Below are 17735 nucleotides of genomic sequence, written 5' to 3'. Positions count from 1 at the left end.
AACTCGTGACCACAACCGTTCTGGTATTCCACCCTGACATCAGCACGTCCAGGGTCAATGCCGCGCTGGCGAAAGCAGCCGAGGCGACCACCGGCGTCGAGGTGCGCGATCTCTACAAGCTGTACCCAGACTTCACGATCGACATCGGCACCGAGCAGAAAACCCTGGAAGCCGCAGATCGCATCGTCTTCCAGTTCCCGATGTACTGGTACTCCACTCCCCCACTGCTCAAGAAATGGCAGGATGACGTCCTGACCTACGGCTGGGCCTATGGCAGCACCGGTAAGGCCCTGAATGGCAAAGAACTCGGTATCGCGGTTTCCCCCGGCTCACCTGGTGAGAAGTATCAACGCGATGGTTCGTACCATTACACGGTCACCGAGTTGCTCCGCCCCCTGCAAGCAGTCAGCAACCTCATCGGAACTCGATATGTGACTCCCTTCATCACGGCAGGTTCCATGTCGCTGGGCACTGATGATCTCACAGCGCAAGCAGCTGCCTACCAGACGTGGTTGACCTCTGAGTTAGGGACAGTCGGCGAGCTCGAGTGAGCAAACACTTCGCCCTTGGCGAGCCTGCGAGCTCATGTGGAGCCGCAGGCTCGCCATGTCAGGAGTCGGCGGCCCAGGTGACCGACACTGAGACATCTGGACCGGCGATGGCTCTGACCTGAGCGGTAAGAATGCTCTCAGTTTGTGCCTTCGCCCGCTCGAGCAGGCCACCGGAGATGGCCTCCTCTGCTGCCCGGTCGGCTTCTGCGGTTAGGAAATTTGCCACATCACCGGGACCAATCTGATTGAACGGGTTGAAGGACTGATCGTAGGTTTCGATTGTTGAAGGGTCGATCGTCGAATCGAGCACCTTAACCTCGGGGACTGTGACCACAACGTTTTTCCCATCGATTTTGGCATCGATCTTGGAGAGATCCGGCACCCCAGCCTTGACTTTCCCCTTGTAAACGACGAGGAATGTGGCTTTCCCGAAACCCCACAGCCCAGACTCATCGGAGTATTTCCCGACGGCCTTAAAATTGTATTCCTCAGTGGTCAGTTCCGCGACATCATGGAAGGACGTCTCCAAAGTTGAAGAGTCGATTTTACCATGCTTCGTACCGAGCAATCCAAAGTAGGATACACCGAACCCGACAGCCAACGCGACGACGACCGCAACTACTCCCACCAAGATCATTTGGATCTTTTGCATGACTCCCCCTGTACAGAACAGCTCCGACGATTTCCTGCACAATCGCCGATCGATGAAGCCGAACCTACCGGAGATCTCCGGCGAATTCCCACTACCGACTCCAGTTCCCGCCCAGAGCGCAGACCCGACGCTATCTCCCGCCGCCGGATGGTTTGATGAGACTCCCAGCGACCCAGCACGTATTCCAGGAGGCACTAGGATGTGTGCAGGTCAGCACAGGTAGGCCAACACGTCAGTGCGCATCACCAGCGCCTGCACCAAGCCCTCATTCTCGCCATCGTGTAAAGCTACGGGGTGGACTCGGATATGCTCTCGACATCGGTGAACAGGATGAACAGCACACCGGCCGCGATGGTGTCGGCGTTGAAGTTGCCAAGAATCTGACGCATCTACTCACCAGCACCCCCGCCGACGGCACCATAGGTAACGGTGCGACGGCCTTATGGGCAAGGGATATGAGGTCAGGTAGTCGATAGCGTTTTCAACACACCAAGCACCAAGTGGTTGTACTCGAAGGAGACAAAGATCACGGCATCGGCATCAGAGATGGCTTTATACGAGAAAGTACACTTCTCAGTCAGACTCCTGTTTTTTCAGGAAGGCAACCACCAGAGGGCAAACTAACAACAACGGTCTCAAAGGATCACTCACCGGCCGTGGCGTAACCAGCACATGGGTTTCGGTATTGGTGAAAAGTTCTCGAGCGAACCCGTCCCAGACGTCTAAAACAGAGGCTACCAGGTTATCGTTTTGGTCTAAGATGTGGAAGTCGTGGGAGAAGGCTTCGGTACGCCGCATTACCCCGATGGGGAGACCTCCGTTGGTGATGAAGATTTCCTGCGCGCCAAGAATGCCAGGCCCCTGCTGCTCGAGTCTGCCGATCTCCTCACCGTCAGGACGATAGGCCTTCACCCGCAACTTCATCGAAAGTTCTCGTGACACAACCAGCAGCGTGCGGTCATCGGCGTCTTTTATCTCGGCCACATAGCAGTTGGGCTTGAAGACCTCGGTCGGCAGCACCTCGTCGACCTGTATTATCCGGCCGACGAACCCGCTATCTGGGCTGAACAGAGAGAACTTGGCGCATATCCTTCCGAACTCGAACTCCTCCCGGAAGATCAACTCAGGAGCGAGGAAAAACTGCGCGATGTCCCTGAGCGCCGATTCATTTGACGTGGCTCTGGCCCGGTTCGCCAACCGCCATTGGTCAGGAGCGGTGGGATCACTCATGAAATCATTCTATGGGGCTCTTGGGTTCGAATCGGCTCCGATACTTCCGGTAGCAGCGCCAAGACCGCCTCAGGCTTTTGCTCTCGATGAAGTCAATCTGCAAGCCCGACGAGGCCAGCCAGGTATTCCCTGAGATAGGGCATGGCGAAGTCGACTTGCCCGTGCCCTACCGGTCGGATCATCCCGGCTGCCATCAGCCTGGCCCGGTAGACCCCGACATATTTGGAATCACGCCCGATGGCTCGTGCGATGTCGGCGGTGCGCGAGGGCCCATCCGTGCAAGCCATAGCCGATAAAACGGTGCGGTCCATCCGCGACAGATCTGCCAGGGCCGCCGCGATGACCATCGTCCCGAGCCGCTGCCGCGCCGCTTCGATACCCTCGGTTACTGCCTCGTGGTTCAAATGACCCTGGTCATCAGCACGTCGCCACAGGTGATAACCGACAAGTTGGATCATGAACGGATAACCTTGAGTCGCTGCGACGGCCTCGGCCAGGTCCTCTTCGGAAATCCGCAGACCTCCGTCCTCGAAGATCTCCTTAAGGCTGTCAGCGATCATCCGGAGAGGAACGTTGTCCAACTGCATCCGCTCTGCCCGCCGTAAAAAGGTGGACACATCGCCGTTGAGCAGGTCATTCACGGCACTGGGTAGGCCAGCCATGACGAGTGAGATCGCACGACCGTCGCGGATCAAATGCTGGACGCACGCTGCCAGTTCCGCAAGCTCTCCGGTATCCATGCCGTGAATCTCGTCGATGGTGACCACCAGCCCGGTCTCATGCCCGGCCAGCACGTCAAGCAACGCCCCAACTCGTTGTCGCCAGGACTTCACCGGCCGCTCAGGGGTATCCAGGTCGATGCTAATGACGGAGCCGATCGACCCACCGACGACACGAGCGCGATCGGGAGAGCCCAGTTCCGAGCGGTGCCGATCGGCTTGAGCTGCTATCCGCTCCATCACACCACTGGTTGCGGTCTCGTCAATCACCACCCAGCCTTTAGCGCGAGCCACATCGCCCAGCTCGGTCAGCATGACCGTCTTGCCGACACCCCGGGCACCGGTCACCAAGGTAAGCAGCCACGGAGCACCGGGGCCATCGTCGATCGATTCGGCATACTGCTCAAGGAGGCCATGGCGTCCGACAAGGATCGGCGGTGTGGCCCCTGCGGTGGGCCGGAAGGGGTTTCGGCGAGCTGGCATCGGAGGGTCCTTTGTTCGCTTGGGATCCTTTGTCTCCTTTAGATTTCTAGAATCCTACAACCACTCCGGACCAGGCGTGACCGTATCCCCGAGCCCAGCCAATTCGCTCGTATTGCCAGGATCGCACCTGCAGCATGCGGCTCAACTGACTGTCACAAGGAACGTTTCATCGCCGGGCACCGGGTCATGACGAATCCCAGAGATGTGTACAGAGGCTGTCCTTGATCTGTCGCATTGAGCTTGGCCCGAACGGCGCCGCGGTCACGAGCCCAGTTGAGCAGGGCTGTCATCACGGCTCTGGCACACCCGCTTCCCCTGGCCCATTCCGATGTATACACATTGCTGATCTCGACGTCCAGCAGACCATCAACGTCGGGCCCGGGAATACATGCATGCAGAACTCCCACGGCACAGCTAGCGGCCTTGCCCTCACGTTCTGCGATGAACACACCGACCGATCCGTCATCCAGATGATTCTCGAACCAGTCAGCTGCAGCCTCCCGCCATGCCATGACTTGGTCAACGACTCCCATAGATGAGAACATCTCAGCCCTGGCCTCCACCAGGAACCGGATGTCACCTGTCCCAGCATGACGAACTCGCATCTCCTCCGGGATCATCTGGCATCTTCTCCTTCAACTGGCATCCGGGTGAAACCAGTGAGCGGCTGCTCCTGATTTCATTCCTACCCCGCGACGTCATCGACGGCAACATCTCCGGGTGCCGTCAGGAAGTGACCATCCCTCTGGGAAGATAGTGGCAATGGGCCCATGCCCGCCACTAAATGGTGGGCGCCAGATCGGCATCGCTGCGATCGGTCGGGTCCGGGGAAGGAAAACGTGGAGCACCTGCGCATTTTGCTCGCAAACCTCGGCACGGAGGGCGACACTGCGCCCATCATCGCCTTGGCCTCTGGCCTCATCGCGGCCGGGCACCAGGCCGTGATCGCCTGTGACGGCGCCTACACGGAAGCCGCCGAACGAGCAGGCATTGAGCTGCGAATACTCAGCGTTCCGGATGCAATGCGCTGGGAACCCGGCACCACCGCTTTCGATGCCTTCGAGCGGGGCCGCTACGCGATGTCCTCGCTGCCCGGGCTCATCGTCCCCGATCGCGCTTGGCTGGAGGAACTGACCGACGCCGCCAAAGGCGCCGACCTCGTGCTCGGCGGGCCCATCATCTACCACCATGCGATGTCAGTGGCCCGCAGCCTGGGGATTCCGGGAGTGCTCGCCCACCTGCAACCGATGTCTCCTTCACGGGAGCACTTCCCGACCGGGGTCGGGCGGGTGCGCCGGTCCCCATGGGCGAACCTTGCCGGCGGTCATCTGATCCGCACCGGTCACTGGGCGATGACCTCTCATGGATTGAACCGGGCCCGACATGAGTTGGGGCTGCCCCGTACCGGCAATCCGACGCGGCACGTGCCTGCCCTAGGGGCGTGGTCCCCCACATTATCGCCTGCTCCTCGCGATTGGGGACCCGAGGTGTGCAGGGTCGTCGGACAGTGGCGCAACAAGACCCCCGATTTCGTGCCTGACGAGGAACTGACCGGTTTTCTCGCCGCCGGCGAGGCCCCGATCTACGTCGGTTTCGGGTCAATGCCTGCGGTGAACTGGCTTCCCCGGCTGCGCCGCACCCTGCTGGATGCTCTGCGCGGACGTCGTATCCTGCTGTCGGCGGGATGGGCGGGCCTTGATGACGAGCCGCTGCCCGGCAATGTGTTACCCATCGGCCATGTGCCACACGACTGGCTCTTCCCTAGATGTGCAGCGGTCATTCATCATTGCGGGGCCGGTACCTCCCATGCAGCAGCCCGTGCTGGGACACCGACGATCCCCCTCCCTTTCGCTCTCGACCAGCCGTTCTGGGCCCACCGGCTGCACCGCCTCGGTGTGGCATCCCGTCCGCTGGACCCACGCCGTGCAACCACATCGGATATCAACGCAGCCGTGCGCGAAATCGAGACGGATTCCATGGCGATGATCTGTACCAAGGTCGCGCGGGCGATGGCCGCCGAGAATGGTGTCGGCAGCACGATCCCGATCCTGGAGCAGCTTGCCTGCGAAGAGATCCCCTGCCAGAGCTGAGCCGTGCTGGGCAACCTTCACGGCCCCGTGCCATCACATCGCCGGTACTCTTGGTCTCGGAACACGATGTTTCAAGCAGGTTCACAATGTTCCAGGCGGGTTCTCAGCGCCGTCGCAGATCCGCCATCACTCCAACTCAATGAGGAAAAAATGACCGTTTTTCGTAAGCCGTCCAAGATCGGCACGAACAGTAAGTCCCCATTCCAGGAACAAAAAGAGCTGGTGCTCAGCCGAGATACCGTGCATAGGACCTTCTCCTGGGCGATCCCCGGAACATCACAGGCACAACTGGCCACAGCGCGGGCCCTCGACCTGAGCTCGGCAGCCTACGTTATGACCGAGCTGCCATGACTCGCTGGCTTATCATGCCGCGTGGCATCAACGTCGGTAAGAGCAATCGAGTTCCAATGGCTGGGATACGCACCGAACTCGGCAAAGCTGGGTTCGAGAACATTGTCACCATCGGTCAAAGCGGCAATATCGCCGCCGACCGAGAGGCTTCCGAACAGCAGGTTTGTTTCTCGGTCCAATCAATGATGCACGACACCTTCGGCGTGGACGTGCCTGTCGTGGTGCGCTGCGCCGACGAAATCCGCGAGGCACTCTGCGCCAACCCGCTAAAGACGATCGCCACCGACGGGTCGCGGTACCTGGTCATCTTTTTGTCTGCATCCCCGACGAAGGCGCGGGCAGCGGCTTTGGCTGCTGAGGACTTCAGCCCCGAGGTAGTGCGGCTGATCGGACGCACGGCGTTCGTATGGACCCCTGACGGCGTGAAGGCCATGAAGGTCTCCCACACGGCATTGGAGAAGCGCTTCGGGATCACCGCCACTGCACGGAACTGGAACACACTCGAGAAGATCGCAACCAAACTCTGACCAGCCAACCCCAGCAATCACCGGGCGCCCGAGATAGTGGGGCGCCTGACTAAGGAAATGGCAATCACAAGAGCACGGAAACTGAGGGGCGGAACTCTCAGGTTCCGCCCCTCAGTTGTGGTTGTGGTGGTGGACGCGACCAATGATCACATCCACCGCATTGGAGATCAGTTGCCGGTCTTTGGCAGCTTCTTCTTCGGGGTGACCGGAGCCGACTGCTCTGGCTGGGATGGCGGAGTCGTTCCTGGCTCGCAGGTCGCCTGATCACCACTCCAGGTGTAGGTGGCAGTTCCATCGGCATTCTTTGTCCAGCCTTGGGGGAGATCACCAATGACATGACCAGCCTGCGGGGTTACCACCACGGTAACGGTCACCTTGCCATCCTTGGTCATGATCTTCGGAGTCCCGTAGTCCAGTCCAGACACCGACGGGGTCTCCACTACCGGCTCGCTCGGCGTCGACGACCCAGCTTGGCACACACCAGCCTTGACCACCGGGTTAGACGGGGTCACCGTCGTCGTGCCGCACGGCGGCGTGGGAGCCGTCGCCATGAAGGTCGCCTCAGAATCACTCACCCTGGTCCAACCCTCACCCAACTGAGCCGGGAAAACCTTGCCAGCCTCGGTCTTCGCGGTCATGGTCACTTTTTCGGTACCACTCTCGGAACTCACCACCGGATTGGTGTAGGTGATACCAGCAGTGGTCGGAGCCTGAGCGGTCGTCGGCACCGGTGTCTTGCTGCCCACTGGACAAGTTGACCACGTGATCTGAGGCGCAACCGGGCTGACCTCCTCGACCGCACAATTCGGCTGGGTCACCTCACCACTGAACGTTGCAGTCCCATCGGCATTCTTGGTCCAGCCCTGCGGCAGATCGGCATCGTCGATGTAGCGACCGGCAGCCGGAGTCGCGGTCAGCGATACCTTCACCACATTCCCCTCAGTCTTGAGGACCGGGGTCGAATAGGTAATCCCATCAGTGCTCGGAACGTTCACCGTCGGTTCGGTCGGAGTCGTCGACCCGACCTCACACACGCCGGGAGTGATCTTGGGAGATACCGGAACTACCTTGCTGCGATTCGGGGTCGCCGGATTGTTCAGTTCTACCGCGACAGTGGTGAACTCGGTGATCTTCACGGTTGCCGACGCATCGTTCGCGCCACCGTCAGTCACTCCGTTACCAGAGAACACCGGATCACCGAAAGTCACATCTGCAGCAGCAGCCGGATCCTCGGTCAACGTCACCACGGTGCCATTGGGGATGTTATTCAGTTCAACCGGAGTGCCGTCGTTCTTGACCTTCAGCTCACCGCTCTTCAGCGTTCCATCAACGGTGTAGGAGTACTTCACGGTGAACTCGGTGGCAGCCGGAACAGCAGCACCCGACACGGTCTTCGCCAACGACAAATGCCCCACACCATCGCCAGAGCCGGTACCGCCACCGGCAGCGTTACGCTTGGCCTCGGCGTTGACTTCGACTCCGTCAACGTTGGCCTTGTTGACGTACTTCGCACCCACCTGGATCTTGGAGGTGGTCTGCAGGCGCAGCGCCACGACGTAGATCTTGTTCGGGTCGAAGTTCTGACCGTTGTTGTTGAGCTCTGCGGTGAAAGAGGTGTCGGCCTCGTTCACTTTGATAACGGCCTTCGGGCTGGTCGTTTCATCCAACTGAGTCCGGCAGTTAGGGATATACTCCTCGTTCCAGCACTCAGCCGTGTTATTGACGGTGTATGCATGCGGGTAACCCGGAGTAACGGTGAAGGGAAGGCCATCAAGGGTGTAATCATCGGCGATGTTCACCACAGAGCGATCAGCAATCTTCGAGCCGGGGATGATGACGCGCCACACGAGGGCGTTGTCGTTCTCAACCCAGCCTTCCTTCAGGATATCCCAGGGAACGAAGGAGTCGATACCCACGCCCGGCTCGCCGTTCGGCCACGACACGTTCACGATCTGGTTGCCGCGCACGGTGACCGGCACGGTGGCCTGGTCGCTCTTCTTCACGATCTGGGAACGCAACCAGAAAGTACCGTGAACGTTGGCACGATTTTCCACGTTCTCGTTGAGCGTGCAGGTCAGCTTCTGTCCATTGACGGCACAGTCTCCGAAGGAAGTCCCATCGGCACCTTCGAAGCCAAACCCGCCGGGCAGCGGCGCAAGCATATCGGGGATGGCCACCGAGAAGGTGTCACCCTTCTTCGCAGAGAAGTCGGCAACTCTCCACTCGCCCGTCAGCTTCACCTCTGACCAGAGGTGGACAGGATCGGTCAAGTTGTCAACCCTGGTCATCTTGAGGCTGCCGGGAACCACCGCGTCGATCTCGTTCGCGTGGGCGGGGGTCGTCCCCAGCACTCCCATCAGTCCCAGTACCAAGGCGGCGACCATTGCGGTTACGCGGCCCTTGAATCTCACCACTTTTCTCTCCCAAACTTCCTCGGTCACGTGGAGCCCGGCCGCGGCAAGACGCACCGCGAGCACACTCCCTGCTCCGGGCAGGTTAACCCTCCCAGAGGGTCATTCCTCATAGTCGATGCGAAGCTGTATCTAGGATACAGGATTGTATGCACGCTTCCTCCTGATCAGTTTCGCTACACATCTGCATCTGATCATGTCGATGGCTTCGGGATGTTCTGTGAAGCCACTGCTCGGGTCGGCAGCGCACAGCCAGGATAGATTTTTGGCAACTTCCTGCAACTCGTAACGTCGGATCTCTACCTGACGGCCTCGCTCCGATGAGGAGCATCCATCTTTCGACTCGGCTGACTTACCGCCTCGGACCCGAACGCCACGCAGTTCACGAGCTTCGCGCCACTGCTGTCGATGACATGGATGGGCGTCAGGAGGACAGGCACTGGGCACACGCATGTGAGTCAGAATTACTCGACGTCAATGGGGCCGCTGATGTGGAGTGTCTCGACGTCGAGGCGCCTGATGACGTTAGATGCGGTGGAATCGTCGATGATGCCCGCGAAACGCAGATCACGCACGCGTTCACGCAGGTGGTCAATGATTGCGAGCCGCAGAGTGCTCTCCGGACCACTGTAAATCCGCACTTCCTCTTCGGCGTCGGCATCGCGTACGGAACTGTAGCGGCGCTCATAGTCGGTGCGTACGGCATCAATGGCTTCGTCATCATCGACGCCGGCACGGTTGGCAATCGCTTCGATCTGGGCGACAGCGTCGCTGAGAACGCCGGCGAGAGCATCGGTCTCCTGCGATTCAGTCGCCTGCGCGGTCTGCACACCGACCGAAGGCCTCTCGTTGGCCCAGCGGACCACGTAGGGTAGGGCGACCCCTTGGACGATGAGAGACAGAAGCGTCACGCCTGCGACGACAAGAATGACGAGGTCGCGTTCAATGTATTCGGCGCCATCGAATGCGACCGGGATGGACAGTGCCATCGCCAAGGAAATTGCACCGCGGAATCCCGCAACCAAGGAGACAAAGTGCCCCCGGAGATTGGTGCGGCGAAGACGTTGCTGCGGGCGACGATCAAGGGCACGAATGGAGTAGATGAGAAGGTGATGGCCGCCAAACCGTCCCACGACCATGGCGACATAGACCATGGGGATGAGGATGAATCCTCGAACGAGGTCGGGACGCGGGAGGCCGTTCACGATACCGGGAAGCGCCACCCCCACCATGATGAAGAGAATGGTGTTGAGAATGTAGGTGAGGATCGTCCAGAAAGGGATCCCGAAGACGCGCGATCCCAAGGACATGTGCGGTGCAGCAAACCGGGAAATGATGATGCCGCACGTGACGACGGCGAGGACGCCTGAACCTCCGATCTCCTCGGCGAGGAAAAAAGTGACGAGTGGAGTCGCCAAGGCGGTGATCGTCGCCAGCATGGGGTCATCGGTGATGATGCGGACACGAATGCCGATCTTGGTGACGGCAGTACCGAGAAGGGCTCCCACCCCGATTCCTCCACCGAATGCCAAGAGGAGATCCTTGGCGACGAAGCCGACCGTGACACCGGAGGAATCCTGCGCAGTCTGAAGAGCAATAGCGAAGATGGCCAGGGCCGTGCCGTCGTTGAGGAGGGATTCTGCTTGAAGGATGGTATGGCCATTCGGGTTGATGTCGCGTCCCAAGCTGGAGACGGCGGTGGCGTCGGTGGGACCAAGACAAGCCCCGATCAGAAGAGCTGCTCCCAGCCCCAACCCCATGAGGACGCCGATCACTGCGATGAGGGCCGCAGTGATGGCAACGAGGACCGTGGCGCTGAGGACGATGCCGCGCAAGCTCCGCCGCATGCGGTTGAGGGAGACCGACAGCGCTTCCCAGTACAGGAGGATGGGCAGGAAGATCGTCAGGACCACCGTGCTCGGGAGCCCCATCTCTTTCCCGGGCGGGAGGAAGGCCACCGCCACGCCCGCAGCGATGAGAAGCACCGGGGCGATGAGTTGAAACCTGTCGGCGATCACGTAGGCGATGATCGACACGACAATGAGCACAACAATCATCTCGATGGTCATGAGGCTACCGAATTCCTTTCACTGCACTAGGCGTCGCTGACAAGATGAGGAGACATGGAACCCATCGCTCATCGCTCAATCAAGTCAAGCGGCCGCGAGTCGCGCGTTGGCACGAACAGCGTATGCGAACTGGTCAAGTTCAATCCTTGCATAGCCATTCTGGAGACTCCGTTCCTTGCGCATCCAACTCATGAAGTTTCAACTCCATCGGCTTGCCAGGAACCAGACGTGGCTTGGCGTGGTTATTCCAGGAGCATAGAGACACTGTGACCTCACGAGTTGAGGGGTTCTTGAGGTATATATAACATACCAATGTACTTGAATGGCAAGTCAAGAGGCGATCATCTTGAATGCATCGTCGTCGAACTTTGAAAAATAGAGTGAATCGCGCAATCCCCGACATTGAACATGATATTCGATATTCACTTAATGGCAATTCTTGCCTGATTCTTCATTTTCACAATCAGCACAGGAAAAGTACGTTCACCGTCCGCCGAAACGATAGAGAGGATTCCCCTATCAGAACTCATGCTCTTATTTTAGCCCTCTCGATCGAGCAAAAAAAGGTGCTCATTCACATAAATCGATCGATCACGCAAATTCCTGCTAGCGCGATAAGTATTGTATTTCAGGATCTCCTCATCGACACGACCACGAGCCTCCAGTTCGCCTCTGATATCTTCTGTGGACACGTAGCCCTCGGAGTTGAAAGATACTAGAAGGAATCGGGATGGAATCTTATCAAATAGATCAGTGAGGAGCGATAGGGAACGCTTCTTGACGTTATACCCCGAGCGGTTCCAGTCCATGGGAATACCCGACACCCGACTCACTCTTTCTGGTCGTTCGTAGTTCGCAAGAAGGTTGAGCATGAAATAATTCGAGCCATAGGGGTGCTGATTATATGGCGGATCGATGTAGACGAGATCGAAGGTATCTAGTTCCGGCGCGAGATCGTTGGCATATCTCCTGAAAACCTCGTGCTCAGACTTGAAAATGCTCTGAACAGGAACGTCGAGGGTGATCGGTGCAAGGATCCGGCTCGTAGCATCACCCGCCGCCGCCCCAAACTTGCCGACGCCTGTGTTCTTGTCTTTGTAGAACCCCTTAAAAACGCCTCCGGTATTCGCGTGGATCGATGCGCTCGAAAGCAGCGGCCCTAGGAGAAGACGACGAATCTCATCGGGGAGATGCACCAACTCCTGGACATAGAAATCAAGGCGGCGTGCATTATCATTCGAATAGAAAACACGCTCACCCACCTGGATGTTCTGGTCATCTACTGGGGAGTAGAGCTTCCGGATAAACCCATCGTGCGACGCTCCATCGGACGCTGCTCGGTTGAGACGATCGGCATGCTGTGCAGCCTCGGCCAGCAGTATTTCGTTACGGTCGGCGAGGAAGCACTCACCGATCGCCTGCGCGTATAGCTCCAGATCGTTTGAAGCTACAAGTGATGAGTGTTTCTTCATCAGTCGAGCGACGAAGCCTGAGCCGGAGAATAGGTCAATCGACCTCAGCTTTCGTCCGCCGAGTCGATTGCGGACGTCGACGATAGCTTGCCCGATTGGCCCGGCCAGCCCACGCTTGTTGCCGATATAAGTGATGAGTTGACGCGTCAGGAACGAAGGATCTTCTCCGGACTCGACCCAGTCGTCAAGCCCGAGGTCGAAGGTCGCCTGACTCACCCCCTAGCCCCCAGACGTTAGCCCCGTGCGGAACTCAACCACGTCGCCGGGCGCCATAACATAGTCCTTGCCCTCCAGACGCATCTTTCCCGCAGCCTTCACCGCGTTCTCCGAACCAAAGGAAACCAGGTCGTCGTAGTCAACGACCTGGGCCTTGATGAAGCCCTTCTGAAAATCAGTGTGGATAACGCCGGCGGCCTCGGGTGCGGTCGCGCCCTGTTTGATGGTCCAAGCACGCACTTCTTTAGGCCCAGCGGTGAGGAAGGACTGCAATCCGAGCGTCGCGTAACCGACCCGGGCGAGCTTGTCGAGGCCAGTTTCCCCGATGCCAGCCTCCGCCAGGAACTCGCGGGCCTCCTCCTCGGTCATCTCCACCAGCTCAGATTCAAATTTGGCATCAAGGAAGATCGCCTCGGCTGGGGCAACGATCTCGGTCAGCTGATCGAGCAGTATTTGATCGGCCAACTGGTCTTGGTCAAGGTTGAACACATAGATGTAAGGCTTAGCGGTCAGCAGGAATAGATCGCGCAGCGGCTCCGGATCCAGCCCCGCCTGAAAAACCCCCATGCCCTCCTCCAGTTTCGCCTTCGCATCCACCCAAGCCTCGTATTTGGGACGTGACTCCTTCTTGATCCGGGCTTCCTTCTCCAACCGTGGCATCGCCTTCTCCATCGTTTGGAGATCAGCGAGGATCAACTCGGTTCGGATGGTGTCGATGTCGGAGGCCGGATTCACCCTGCCGTCAACATGGGTGACGTCCTCGTCGGTGAACACGCGAGTCACCTGGCAGATGGCGTCGGCCTCACGGATGTTGGCCAGGAAGGCGTTGCCCATGCCCTCTCCCTGGGATGCCCCCTTGACGATGCCCGCAATGTCGACGAACGACACCGTCGCCGGGACGATCCGTTCCGAGTCATGGATCTTCGCCAATTCAGTCAACCGGTGGTCGGGAACTCCGACCACACCGACATTGGGTTCAATGGTCGCAAACGGATAGTTCGCAGCCAGAACGGTGTTCCGGGTCAAAGCATTGAACAGGGTCGACTTTCCTGCATTCGGGAGTCCGACGATTCCGATCGTGAGTGCCACAGCACCCCACAGTACCCCTGATTCCCTCCTTCGAGCACTGTTGGTGCCCCCTGACGATGCCAGCATGTTGGCATGAGCACGAACACGTCCCCGGTCGGTACCGATACACCCACCGACAGCGCGCCAACGGGTTACGAGTTCTACGGGCAGCGCATCACCACACCGGTCCCTGCGCCAGTGTGGAATCAACCAGCCGTTGTCCCCACACCTGCCACTCGGATACCACTAGCCAATCGATGCGCCACGGCACCCATGAACCACCCTTGGCCACGCAATCTTCCCGTCGACCACCCCAACAACATCACGGGACTGATCTGCGGGATCATCGGCGTTGCCGGGTTTCCCCCTGTCGGAATCATCGCACTGATGCTGGGTATCAAGGCCAACAACGACATTCACCGCAATCCGATGAAGTACCGGGGTTACGGCACAGCAACGGCAAACATCATCCTCGGTTCCTTCAGTACAGTCCTCACCCTGCTGGCAGCGCTGTTCTTTTTCATGATGCTCATGTATGCGACGACGTACTGACGAGGCCAACAAACCGGGGAACATGCAGGCCCCGCTCGGGCAGGATAGGTAACAGCCACGGGCGTGGGTCTTTCTTGCCCCTTTGATAGGGTAACTTGGCTTGTCATGAGCAGCGACTGGCAACAGGAACAGGCATCTCCGGGCCCCGATTTTGTCGCGACCTCCCAGGTACCCCCGATGGGATTCGGAGCACCCCAGATCTTCCCCGGTCAACAACCCTTTCCAGCGCAATTCGCCTCACCGTACCCGCAGCAGTACCAGCAGCCACCGTACCCGCAGCAGCTCCAGCCCGGGATGGCACCGATGCACCAGCCGATGCTGCCGCCCGGCGTCACACCGATCCAGGTGCAAACCATCCCCAATCATCCGCTGGCCATCAGCGCTCTGATCACATCGGTGATCTTCCTCGTCAACTTGCTTCTCCCGCTGGGTTTCATTCCGCTCATCCTGGGAATCATCGCCCACGTGCTGATATCCAAGAACCCCACGAGGTGGCGTGGTAAAGGCCTGGCGAAGGCATCCATCATCATCGGCGCGCTCAGCACGCTGATCAGCGCGATCGTCATTACCGCGATGATCTTCTATAGTTGACTGTCGCCCTGGACTGCTGCTGCGGCACCGCCGTACGATCGACCCTGGCCGAAAAGAAGCCCGCTCATCCGGCCAAGAAGAACTCCACAGCCCTGGCGAAAAGCTTCTGGTCACCAATTCCACACAGTTCCCTCACCGAATGCATGCCGAGCACCGGCACCCCGACGTCGACTGTGCGCACACCCAACCGCATCGCCATGAGCGGGCCAAGACTCGATCCACCGAGGATATTCGAATTGTTGGCATAGGTCTGTACCGGAACCTTCGCATCACGGCATGCGATGGTCCACGCGGCCGCAGTGGTCGCATCGGTGGCATAGCGCTGCTGCGCATTCACCTTGAGCACTGGTCCCCCGTTGAGCACCGCATGAGCCATCGGATCATGAACATCGGGGCGCGAAGGGTGGATGCCATGGGCGACATCGGCCGAGACCGCCACTCCCCTGGCCAACCAGGCCAGATGGGCATCCATGCTGGCACCGAAACCGGCCGACAGCCGACGCAACACGTGTTCAAGCAACGAGCCACTAGCCCCGGTAACCGTCCCGGAACCAATCTCCTCATGGTCGAAAGCCGCGTAGACCTGAACAGCATCGGACCGTTCAGCAGCGAGGAAACCGAGCAGCCCTGCGTGTACCGACAACAGATTGTCCTGCCGATAGGATGCCAAATATTCTGCGCCCAGCCCCAGGACCGCCGGAGCCTCAGAAGGCACGAAGAATAGGTCGTGTCCTGCGATGCGATCCGGTTCGACCCCGGATGCGACCGATTCGATCGGGCCGTTCTCGGCAGTCACCTGGGAGATCAGCACGTTGATGTCCCTGGCCACATCGATGTGGAAGTTCTCACGCTGACCGCGATCCAGGTGGATCGCCAGGCCGGGCACCCGGGCGAAGGCCTGGGTGTGCACCATGTGCACCTGCCCGTCGATGTCAACCACTCGTCCGGCGAGGCACAGATCCCGGTCGATCCACGTGTGCAGTTGCGGGCCCCCGTAGACCTCCACACCCACTTGATGGGAGTCGAACCGGTCGAAGCCTGCATTGGGCTTCACCTTGAGAGCCGGGGAATCAGTATGCGAAGCGATGACCCGCAGCCCAGTCGACGCCGACGACCACCGCCTGGGGGTCCGCCATGCGATGACGCTGCCGTCGACCACCACGAAACCTTGTGCGGGCAGTTCCTCCCACGGATCGGTCATCAACAGCCTGGTGAATCCCCGGGTCTCCAATCTCTCGGTGAGGCTCACGGTGGCGTGGAAGGAGGTGGGTGAGGCACCGATAAAACGGATCAGGTCCTGGACACGGGCATCAAGATTGGACATAACCCCAAGGGTAGTGCCCGAAAAAATGTCAGTGCCTTCTGACAAGCTGAACGTATGGATAGCCATTCAGTGTGGTGGATCATCGTAGCCCTGGGACTGGGCGCCATCGTGGGTGCGTTGTGGACTCGCGTTCGCACCCAGAGCCAGCTGATCACGGCCCAAGCCCAACGCGACACTCTGAAAGAACGCCTCGACACTCTGCTGGCCGATCGCAAAGCCGTGGTCAATGAATTCAAAGTGTTGGCCGACGAATCCTTGGTCGCCCAGCAGGCTAGAGCCGATCAGCAGGCAGCCGAGCGTCTCGAACACACCCAAACCCTACTCGACCCAGTGCGCGACGGTCTCAACGCACTCAACCAGCAAATCACCAAGATGGCAGCCGAACGCGCAGCTATGACCGCCCAGCTGCGGGAACAAGTCGGCATGGTGCTGACCACCTCAACCGAACTGCGCAATGAGACAAATGCCCTATCAACAGCGTTGAGAAAGCCGCAGGTGCGCGGGGCCTGGGGCGAGATGCAGCTGCGCAGGGTGGTCGAGATCGCCGGAATGGTGGAACACTGCTCCTTTGTCGAGCAGGCCTCGTCGGTAACCGCTGCCGACACCAGGGTGCGCCCCGACATGACGGTGCTGCTCGGCGATGGCAAGTGCATCCACGTCGATTCGAAGGTGCCCTTGGCAGCCTTCCTTGATGCCCAGCACACTGACGATCCCGGGTTGCAGGCCCAGCACATGGCCCGTTTCGCCGAGAATGTGAAGGCCCACATTGACGCGCTGTCAGCAAAGAAGTATTGGACCACCAACACCAGCTCCCCCGAATTTGTGGTGCTGTTCATACCCTCAGAGACCCTCGGCGCCGAGGCCCTGGCCCACTTCCCGGAACTCCACGAGTACGCGGCACAGCGCAACATTGTCGTCGCCACCCCTACTACCCTCATCGGACTGCTGCGAGCCGTCGCCTACGGGTGGCGACAATCAGCCCTAGCCGAATCCGCCGCCGAGGTATTCGCTCTGGGTCGAGAACTGTACGAACGGCTGACCACCCTGGGAGCCAATCTCGGCAAGTTGGGCAGATCCCTGCATGCCAGCGTCAACGCCTACAACGCCACCATCGGCACGGTGGAGCACCGGGTCATGGTGACAGCCCGGCGATTCCGGGATCTCAAGGTCACTGAGGCGGAGTTGGCCCCAATGAGCGGGGTTGACCAGTTGCCCAGGGGGCTGTCGGCCCCTGAACTCATTGACGCCGAGCAGCAGGAGTCGATCATCGGCGTGTCCAAGAGCCCAACTCACTCGGTCACTGTCTCGTCTCCGAACTCAGGCGATAAGCTGCCCGCACTCAGTTCCGAGGAACCCCTAAACCGACCTGTTCATCGACGAACGTCCCACTCGGGGCGATCCGGGCCCACCAGGTAAGCACCTATGCTTG

Annotated in this window: 16 protein-coding genes; 7 read left to right on the top strand and 9 right to left on the bottom strand. The window is 59.4% G+C overall.

What is annotated here, in order from left to right:
- Nucleotides 1–5 precede the first annotated feature (5 nt).
- A complete protein-coding gene (locus HMPREF1531_RS07880) occupies nucleotides 6–551 on the top strand; it encodes an NAD(P)H-dependent oxidoreductase (RefSeq protein ID WP_016669414.1) in 546 nt (181 codons plus the stop codon).
- 58 nt (nucleotides 552–609) lie between these two features.
- Here the strand turns inward: HMPREF1531_RS07880 and HMPREF1531_RS12945 are convergent, their stop codons facing one another.
- From HMPREF1531_RS12945 to HMPREF1531_RS07860, 4 genes are all read right to left on the bottom strand, one after another.
- Nucleotides 610–1203, bottom strand: a complete 594-nt coding sequence (locus HMPREF1531_RS12945) for a DUF4230 domain-containing protein (protein WP_016669413.1) — start codon at nucleotides 1201–1203, stop codon at nucleotides 610–612.
- 573 nt (nucleotides 1204–1776) lie between these two features.
- Nucleotides 1777–2433 carry a phospholipid scramblase-related protein gene (locus HMPREF1531_RS07870; RefSeq protein ID WP_016669412.1) on the bottom strand — a complete coding sequence of 219 codons (657 nt, stop codon included), beginning with the start codon at nucleotides 2431–2433 and terminating at the stop codon, nucleotides 1777–1779.
- Nucleotides 2434–2525: 92 nt separating this feature from the next.
- Entirely contained in the window at nucleotides 2526–3635 is a 1110-nt protein-coding gene (locus HMPREF1531_RS07865) for an ATP-binding protein (RefSeq protein WP_016669411.1), read from the bottom strand.
- Between the two features lie 152 nt (nucleotides 3636–3787).
- Nucleotides 3788–4255 carry a GNAT family N-acetyltransferase gene (locus HMPREF1531_RS07860; protein WP_016669410.1) on the bottom strand — a complete coding sequence of 156 codons (468 nt, stop codon included), beginning with the start codon at nucleotides 4253–4255 and terminating at the stop codon, nucleotides 3788–3790.
- 219 nt (nucleotides 4256–4474) lie between these two features.
- Between HMPREF1531_RS07860 and HMPREF1531_RS07855 the strand changes: the two genes are divergently transcribed.
- The 3 genes from HMPREF1531_RS07855 to HMPREF1531_RS07845 all read left to right on the top strand — a co-directional run bounded on the left by HMPREF1531_RS07855 (nucleotide 4475) and on the right by HMPREF1531_RS07845 (nucleotide 6603).
- Complete coding sequence (locus HMPREF1531_RS07855) at nucleotides 4475–5725, top strand: glycosyltransferase (protein ID WP_016669409.1); 1251 nt, start codon at nucleotides 4475–4477, stop codon at nucleotides 5723–5725.
- A gap of 150 nt (nucleotides 5726–5875) precedes the next feature.
- Complete coding sequence (locus HMPREF1531_RS07850) at nucleotides 5876–6076, top strand: hypothetical protein (RefSeq protein ID WP_016669408.1); 201 nt, start codon at nucleotides 5876–5878, stop codon at nucleotides 6074–6076.
- Nucleotides 6073–6603: a DUF1697 domain-containing protein gene (locus tag HMPREF1531_RS07845; RefSeq protein WP_016669407.1), complete on the top strand. Its 531-nt coding sequence runs from the start codon at nucleotides 6073–6075 to the stop codon at nucleotides 6601–6603. The genes HMPREF1531_RS07850 and HMPREF1531_RS07845 overlap by 4 nt, the downstream gene beginning before the upstream one ends.
- Nucleotides 6604–6770: 167 nt before the next feature.
- Here HMPREF1531_RS07845 and HMPREF1531_RS07840 read toward each other — a convergent pair whose 3' ends face one another.
- The 4 genes from HMPREF1531_RS07840 to ychF all read right to left on the bottom strand — a co-directional run bounded on the left by HMPREF1531_RS07840 (nucleotide 6771) and on the right by ychF (nucleotide 13860).
- Nucleotides 6771–9017 carry a DUF5979 domain-containing protein gene (locus tag HMPREF1531_RS07840; RefSeq protein WP_156860218.1) on the bottom strand — a complete coding sequence of 749 codons (2247 nt, stop codon included), beginning with the start codon at nucleotides 9015–9017 and terminating at the stop codon, nucleotides 6771–6773.
- Between the two features lie 461 nt (nucleotides 9018–9478).
- Entirely contained in the window at nucleotides 9479–11083 is a 1605-nt protein-coding gene (locus tag HMPREF1531_RS07835) for a cation:proton antiporter (RefSeq protein ID WP_016669405.1), read from the bottom strand.
- A 539-nt stretch (nucleotides 11084–11622) separates the two neighbouring features.
- Nucleotides 11623–12771 carry a DNA adenine methylase gene (locus tag HMPREF1531_RS07830; RefSeq protein WP_016669403.1) on the bottom strand — a complete coding sequence of 383 codons (1149 nt, stop codon included), beginning with the start codon at nucleotides 12769–12771 and terminating at the stop codon, nucleotides 11623–11625.
- 3 nt (nucleotides 12772–12774) lie between these two features.
- Nucleotides 12775–13860 (bottom strand): redox-regulated ATPase YchF, encoded by a 1086-nt coding sequence (ychF, locus tag HMPREF1531_RS07825; RefSeq protein WP_036897534.1) that lies wholly within the window; start codon nucleotides 13858–13860, stop codon nucleotides 12775–12777.
- Between the two features lie 72 nt (nucleotides 13861–13932).
- Here ychF and HMPREF1531_RS13315 point away from each other — a divergent pair, with 72 nt between their 5' ends.
- Both HMPREF1531_RS13315 and HMPREF1531_RS07815 read left to right on the top strand, forming a co-directional pair.
- On the top strand, nucleotides 13933–14391 hold the full coding sequence (locus tag HMPREF1531_RS13315) for a DUF4190 domain-containing protein (RefSeq protein ID WP_084669296.1): 459 nt from the start codon (nucleotides 13933–13935) through the stop codon (nucleotides 14389–14391).
- A 105-nt stretch (nucleotides 14392–14496) separates the two neighbouring features.
- Nucleotides 14497–14982, top strand: a complete 486-nt coding sequence (locus HMPREF1531_RS07815) for a DUF4190 domain-containing protein (RefSeq protein WP_016669400.1) — start codon at nucleotides 14497–14499, stop codon at nucleotides 14980–14982.
- A 64-nt stretch (nucleotides 14983–15046) separates the two neighbouring features.
- Here the strand turns inward: HMPREF1531_RS07815 and HMPREF1531_RS07810 are convergent, their stop codons facing one another.
- A complete protein-coding gene (locus HMPREF1531_RS07810) occupies nucleotides 15047–16306 on the bottom strand; it encodes a M18 family aminopeptidase (protein ID WP_036897532.1) in 1260 nt (419 codons plus the stop codon).
- A 54-nt stretch (nucleotides 16307–16360) separates the two neighbouring features.
- Here HMPREF1531_RS07810 and rmuC point away from each other — a divergent pair, with 54 nt between their 5' ends.
- Nucleotides 16361–17722 carry a DNA recombination protein RmuC gene (gene rmuC, locus HMPREF1531_RS07805; RefSeq protein WP_036897529.1) on the top strand — a complete coding sequence of 454 codons (1362 nt, stop codon included), beginning with the start codon at nucleotides 16361–16363 and terminating at the stop codon, nucleotides 17720–17722.
- The last annotated feature ends 13 nt before the right edge of the window (nucleotides 17723–17735 follow it).

The sequence above is a fragment of the Propionibacterium sp. oral taxon 192 str. F0372 genome (assembly GCF_000413315.1).
Lineage (GTDB): Bacteria > Actinomycetota > Actinomycetes > Propionibacteriales > Propionibacteriaceae > Brooklawnia.
The sequence above is the reverse complement of the archived record's forward strand: the minus strand, read 5'-3'. Positions and strand labels throughout refer to the sequence as shown.

Bases quoted from the DNA above. Each gene is read 5' to 3' on its own strand.
- HMPREF1531_RS07835 (WP_016669405.1), bottom strand. From the start codon at position 11,083: ATGACCATCGAGATGATTGTTGTGCTCATTGTCGTGTCGATCATCGCC.
- rmuC (WP_036897529.1), top strand. From the start codon at position 16,361: ATGGATAGCCATTCAGTGTGGTGGATCATCGTAGCCCTGGGACTGGGC.
- HMPREF1531_RS07810 (WP_036897532.1), bottom strand. From the start codon at position 16,306: ATGTCCAATCTTGATGCCCGTGTCCAGGACCTGATCCGTTTTATCGGT.
- HMPREF1531_RS13315 (WP_084669296.1), top strand. From the start codon at position 13,933: ATGAGCACGAACACGTCCCCGGTCGGTACCGATACACCCACCGACAGC.
- HMPREF1531_RS07850 (WP_016669408.1), top strand. From the start codon at position 5,876: ATGACCGTTTTTCGTAAGCCGTCCAAGATCGGCACGAACAGTAAGTCC.
- HMPREF1531_RS12945 (WP_016669413.1), bottom strand. From the start codon at position 1,203: ATGCAAAAGATCCAAATGATCTTGGTGGGAGTAGTTGCGGTCGTCGTC.
- HMPREF1531_RS07815 (WP_016669400.1), top strand. From the start codon at position 14,497: ATGAGCAGCGACTGGCAACAGGAACAGGCATCTCCGGGCCCCGATTTT.
- HMPREF1531_RS07860 (WP_016669410.1), bottom strand. From the start codon at position 4,255: ATGATCCCGGAGGAGATGCGAGTTCGTCATGCTGGGACAGGTGACATC.
- HMPREF1531_RS07870 (WP_016669412.1), bottom strand. From the start codon at position 2,433: ATGAGTGATCCCACCGCTCCTGACCAATGGCGGTTGGCGAACCGGGCC.
- HMPREF1531_RS07845 (WP_016669407.1), top strand. From the start codon at position 6,073: ATGACTCGCTGGCTTATCATGCCGCGTGGCATCAACGTCGGTAAGAGC.
- HMPREF1531_RS07865 (WP_016669411.1), bottom strand. From the start codon at position 3,635: ATGCCAGCTCGCCGAAACCCCTTCCGGCCCACCGCAGGGGCCACACCG.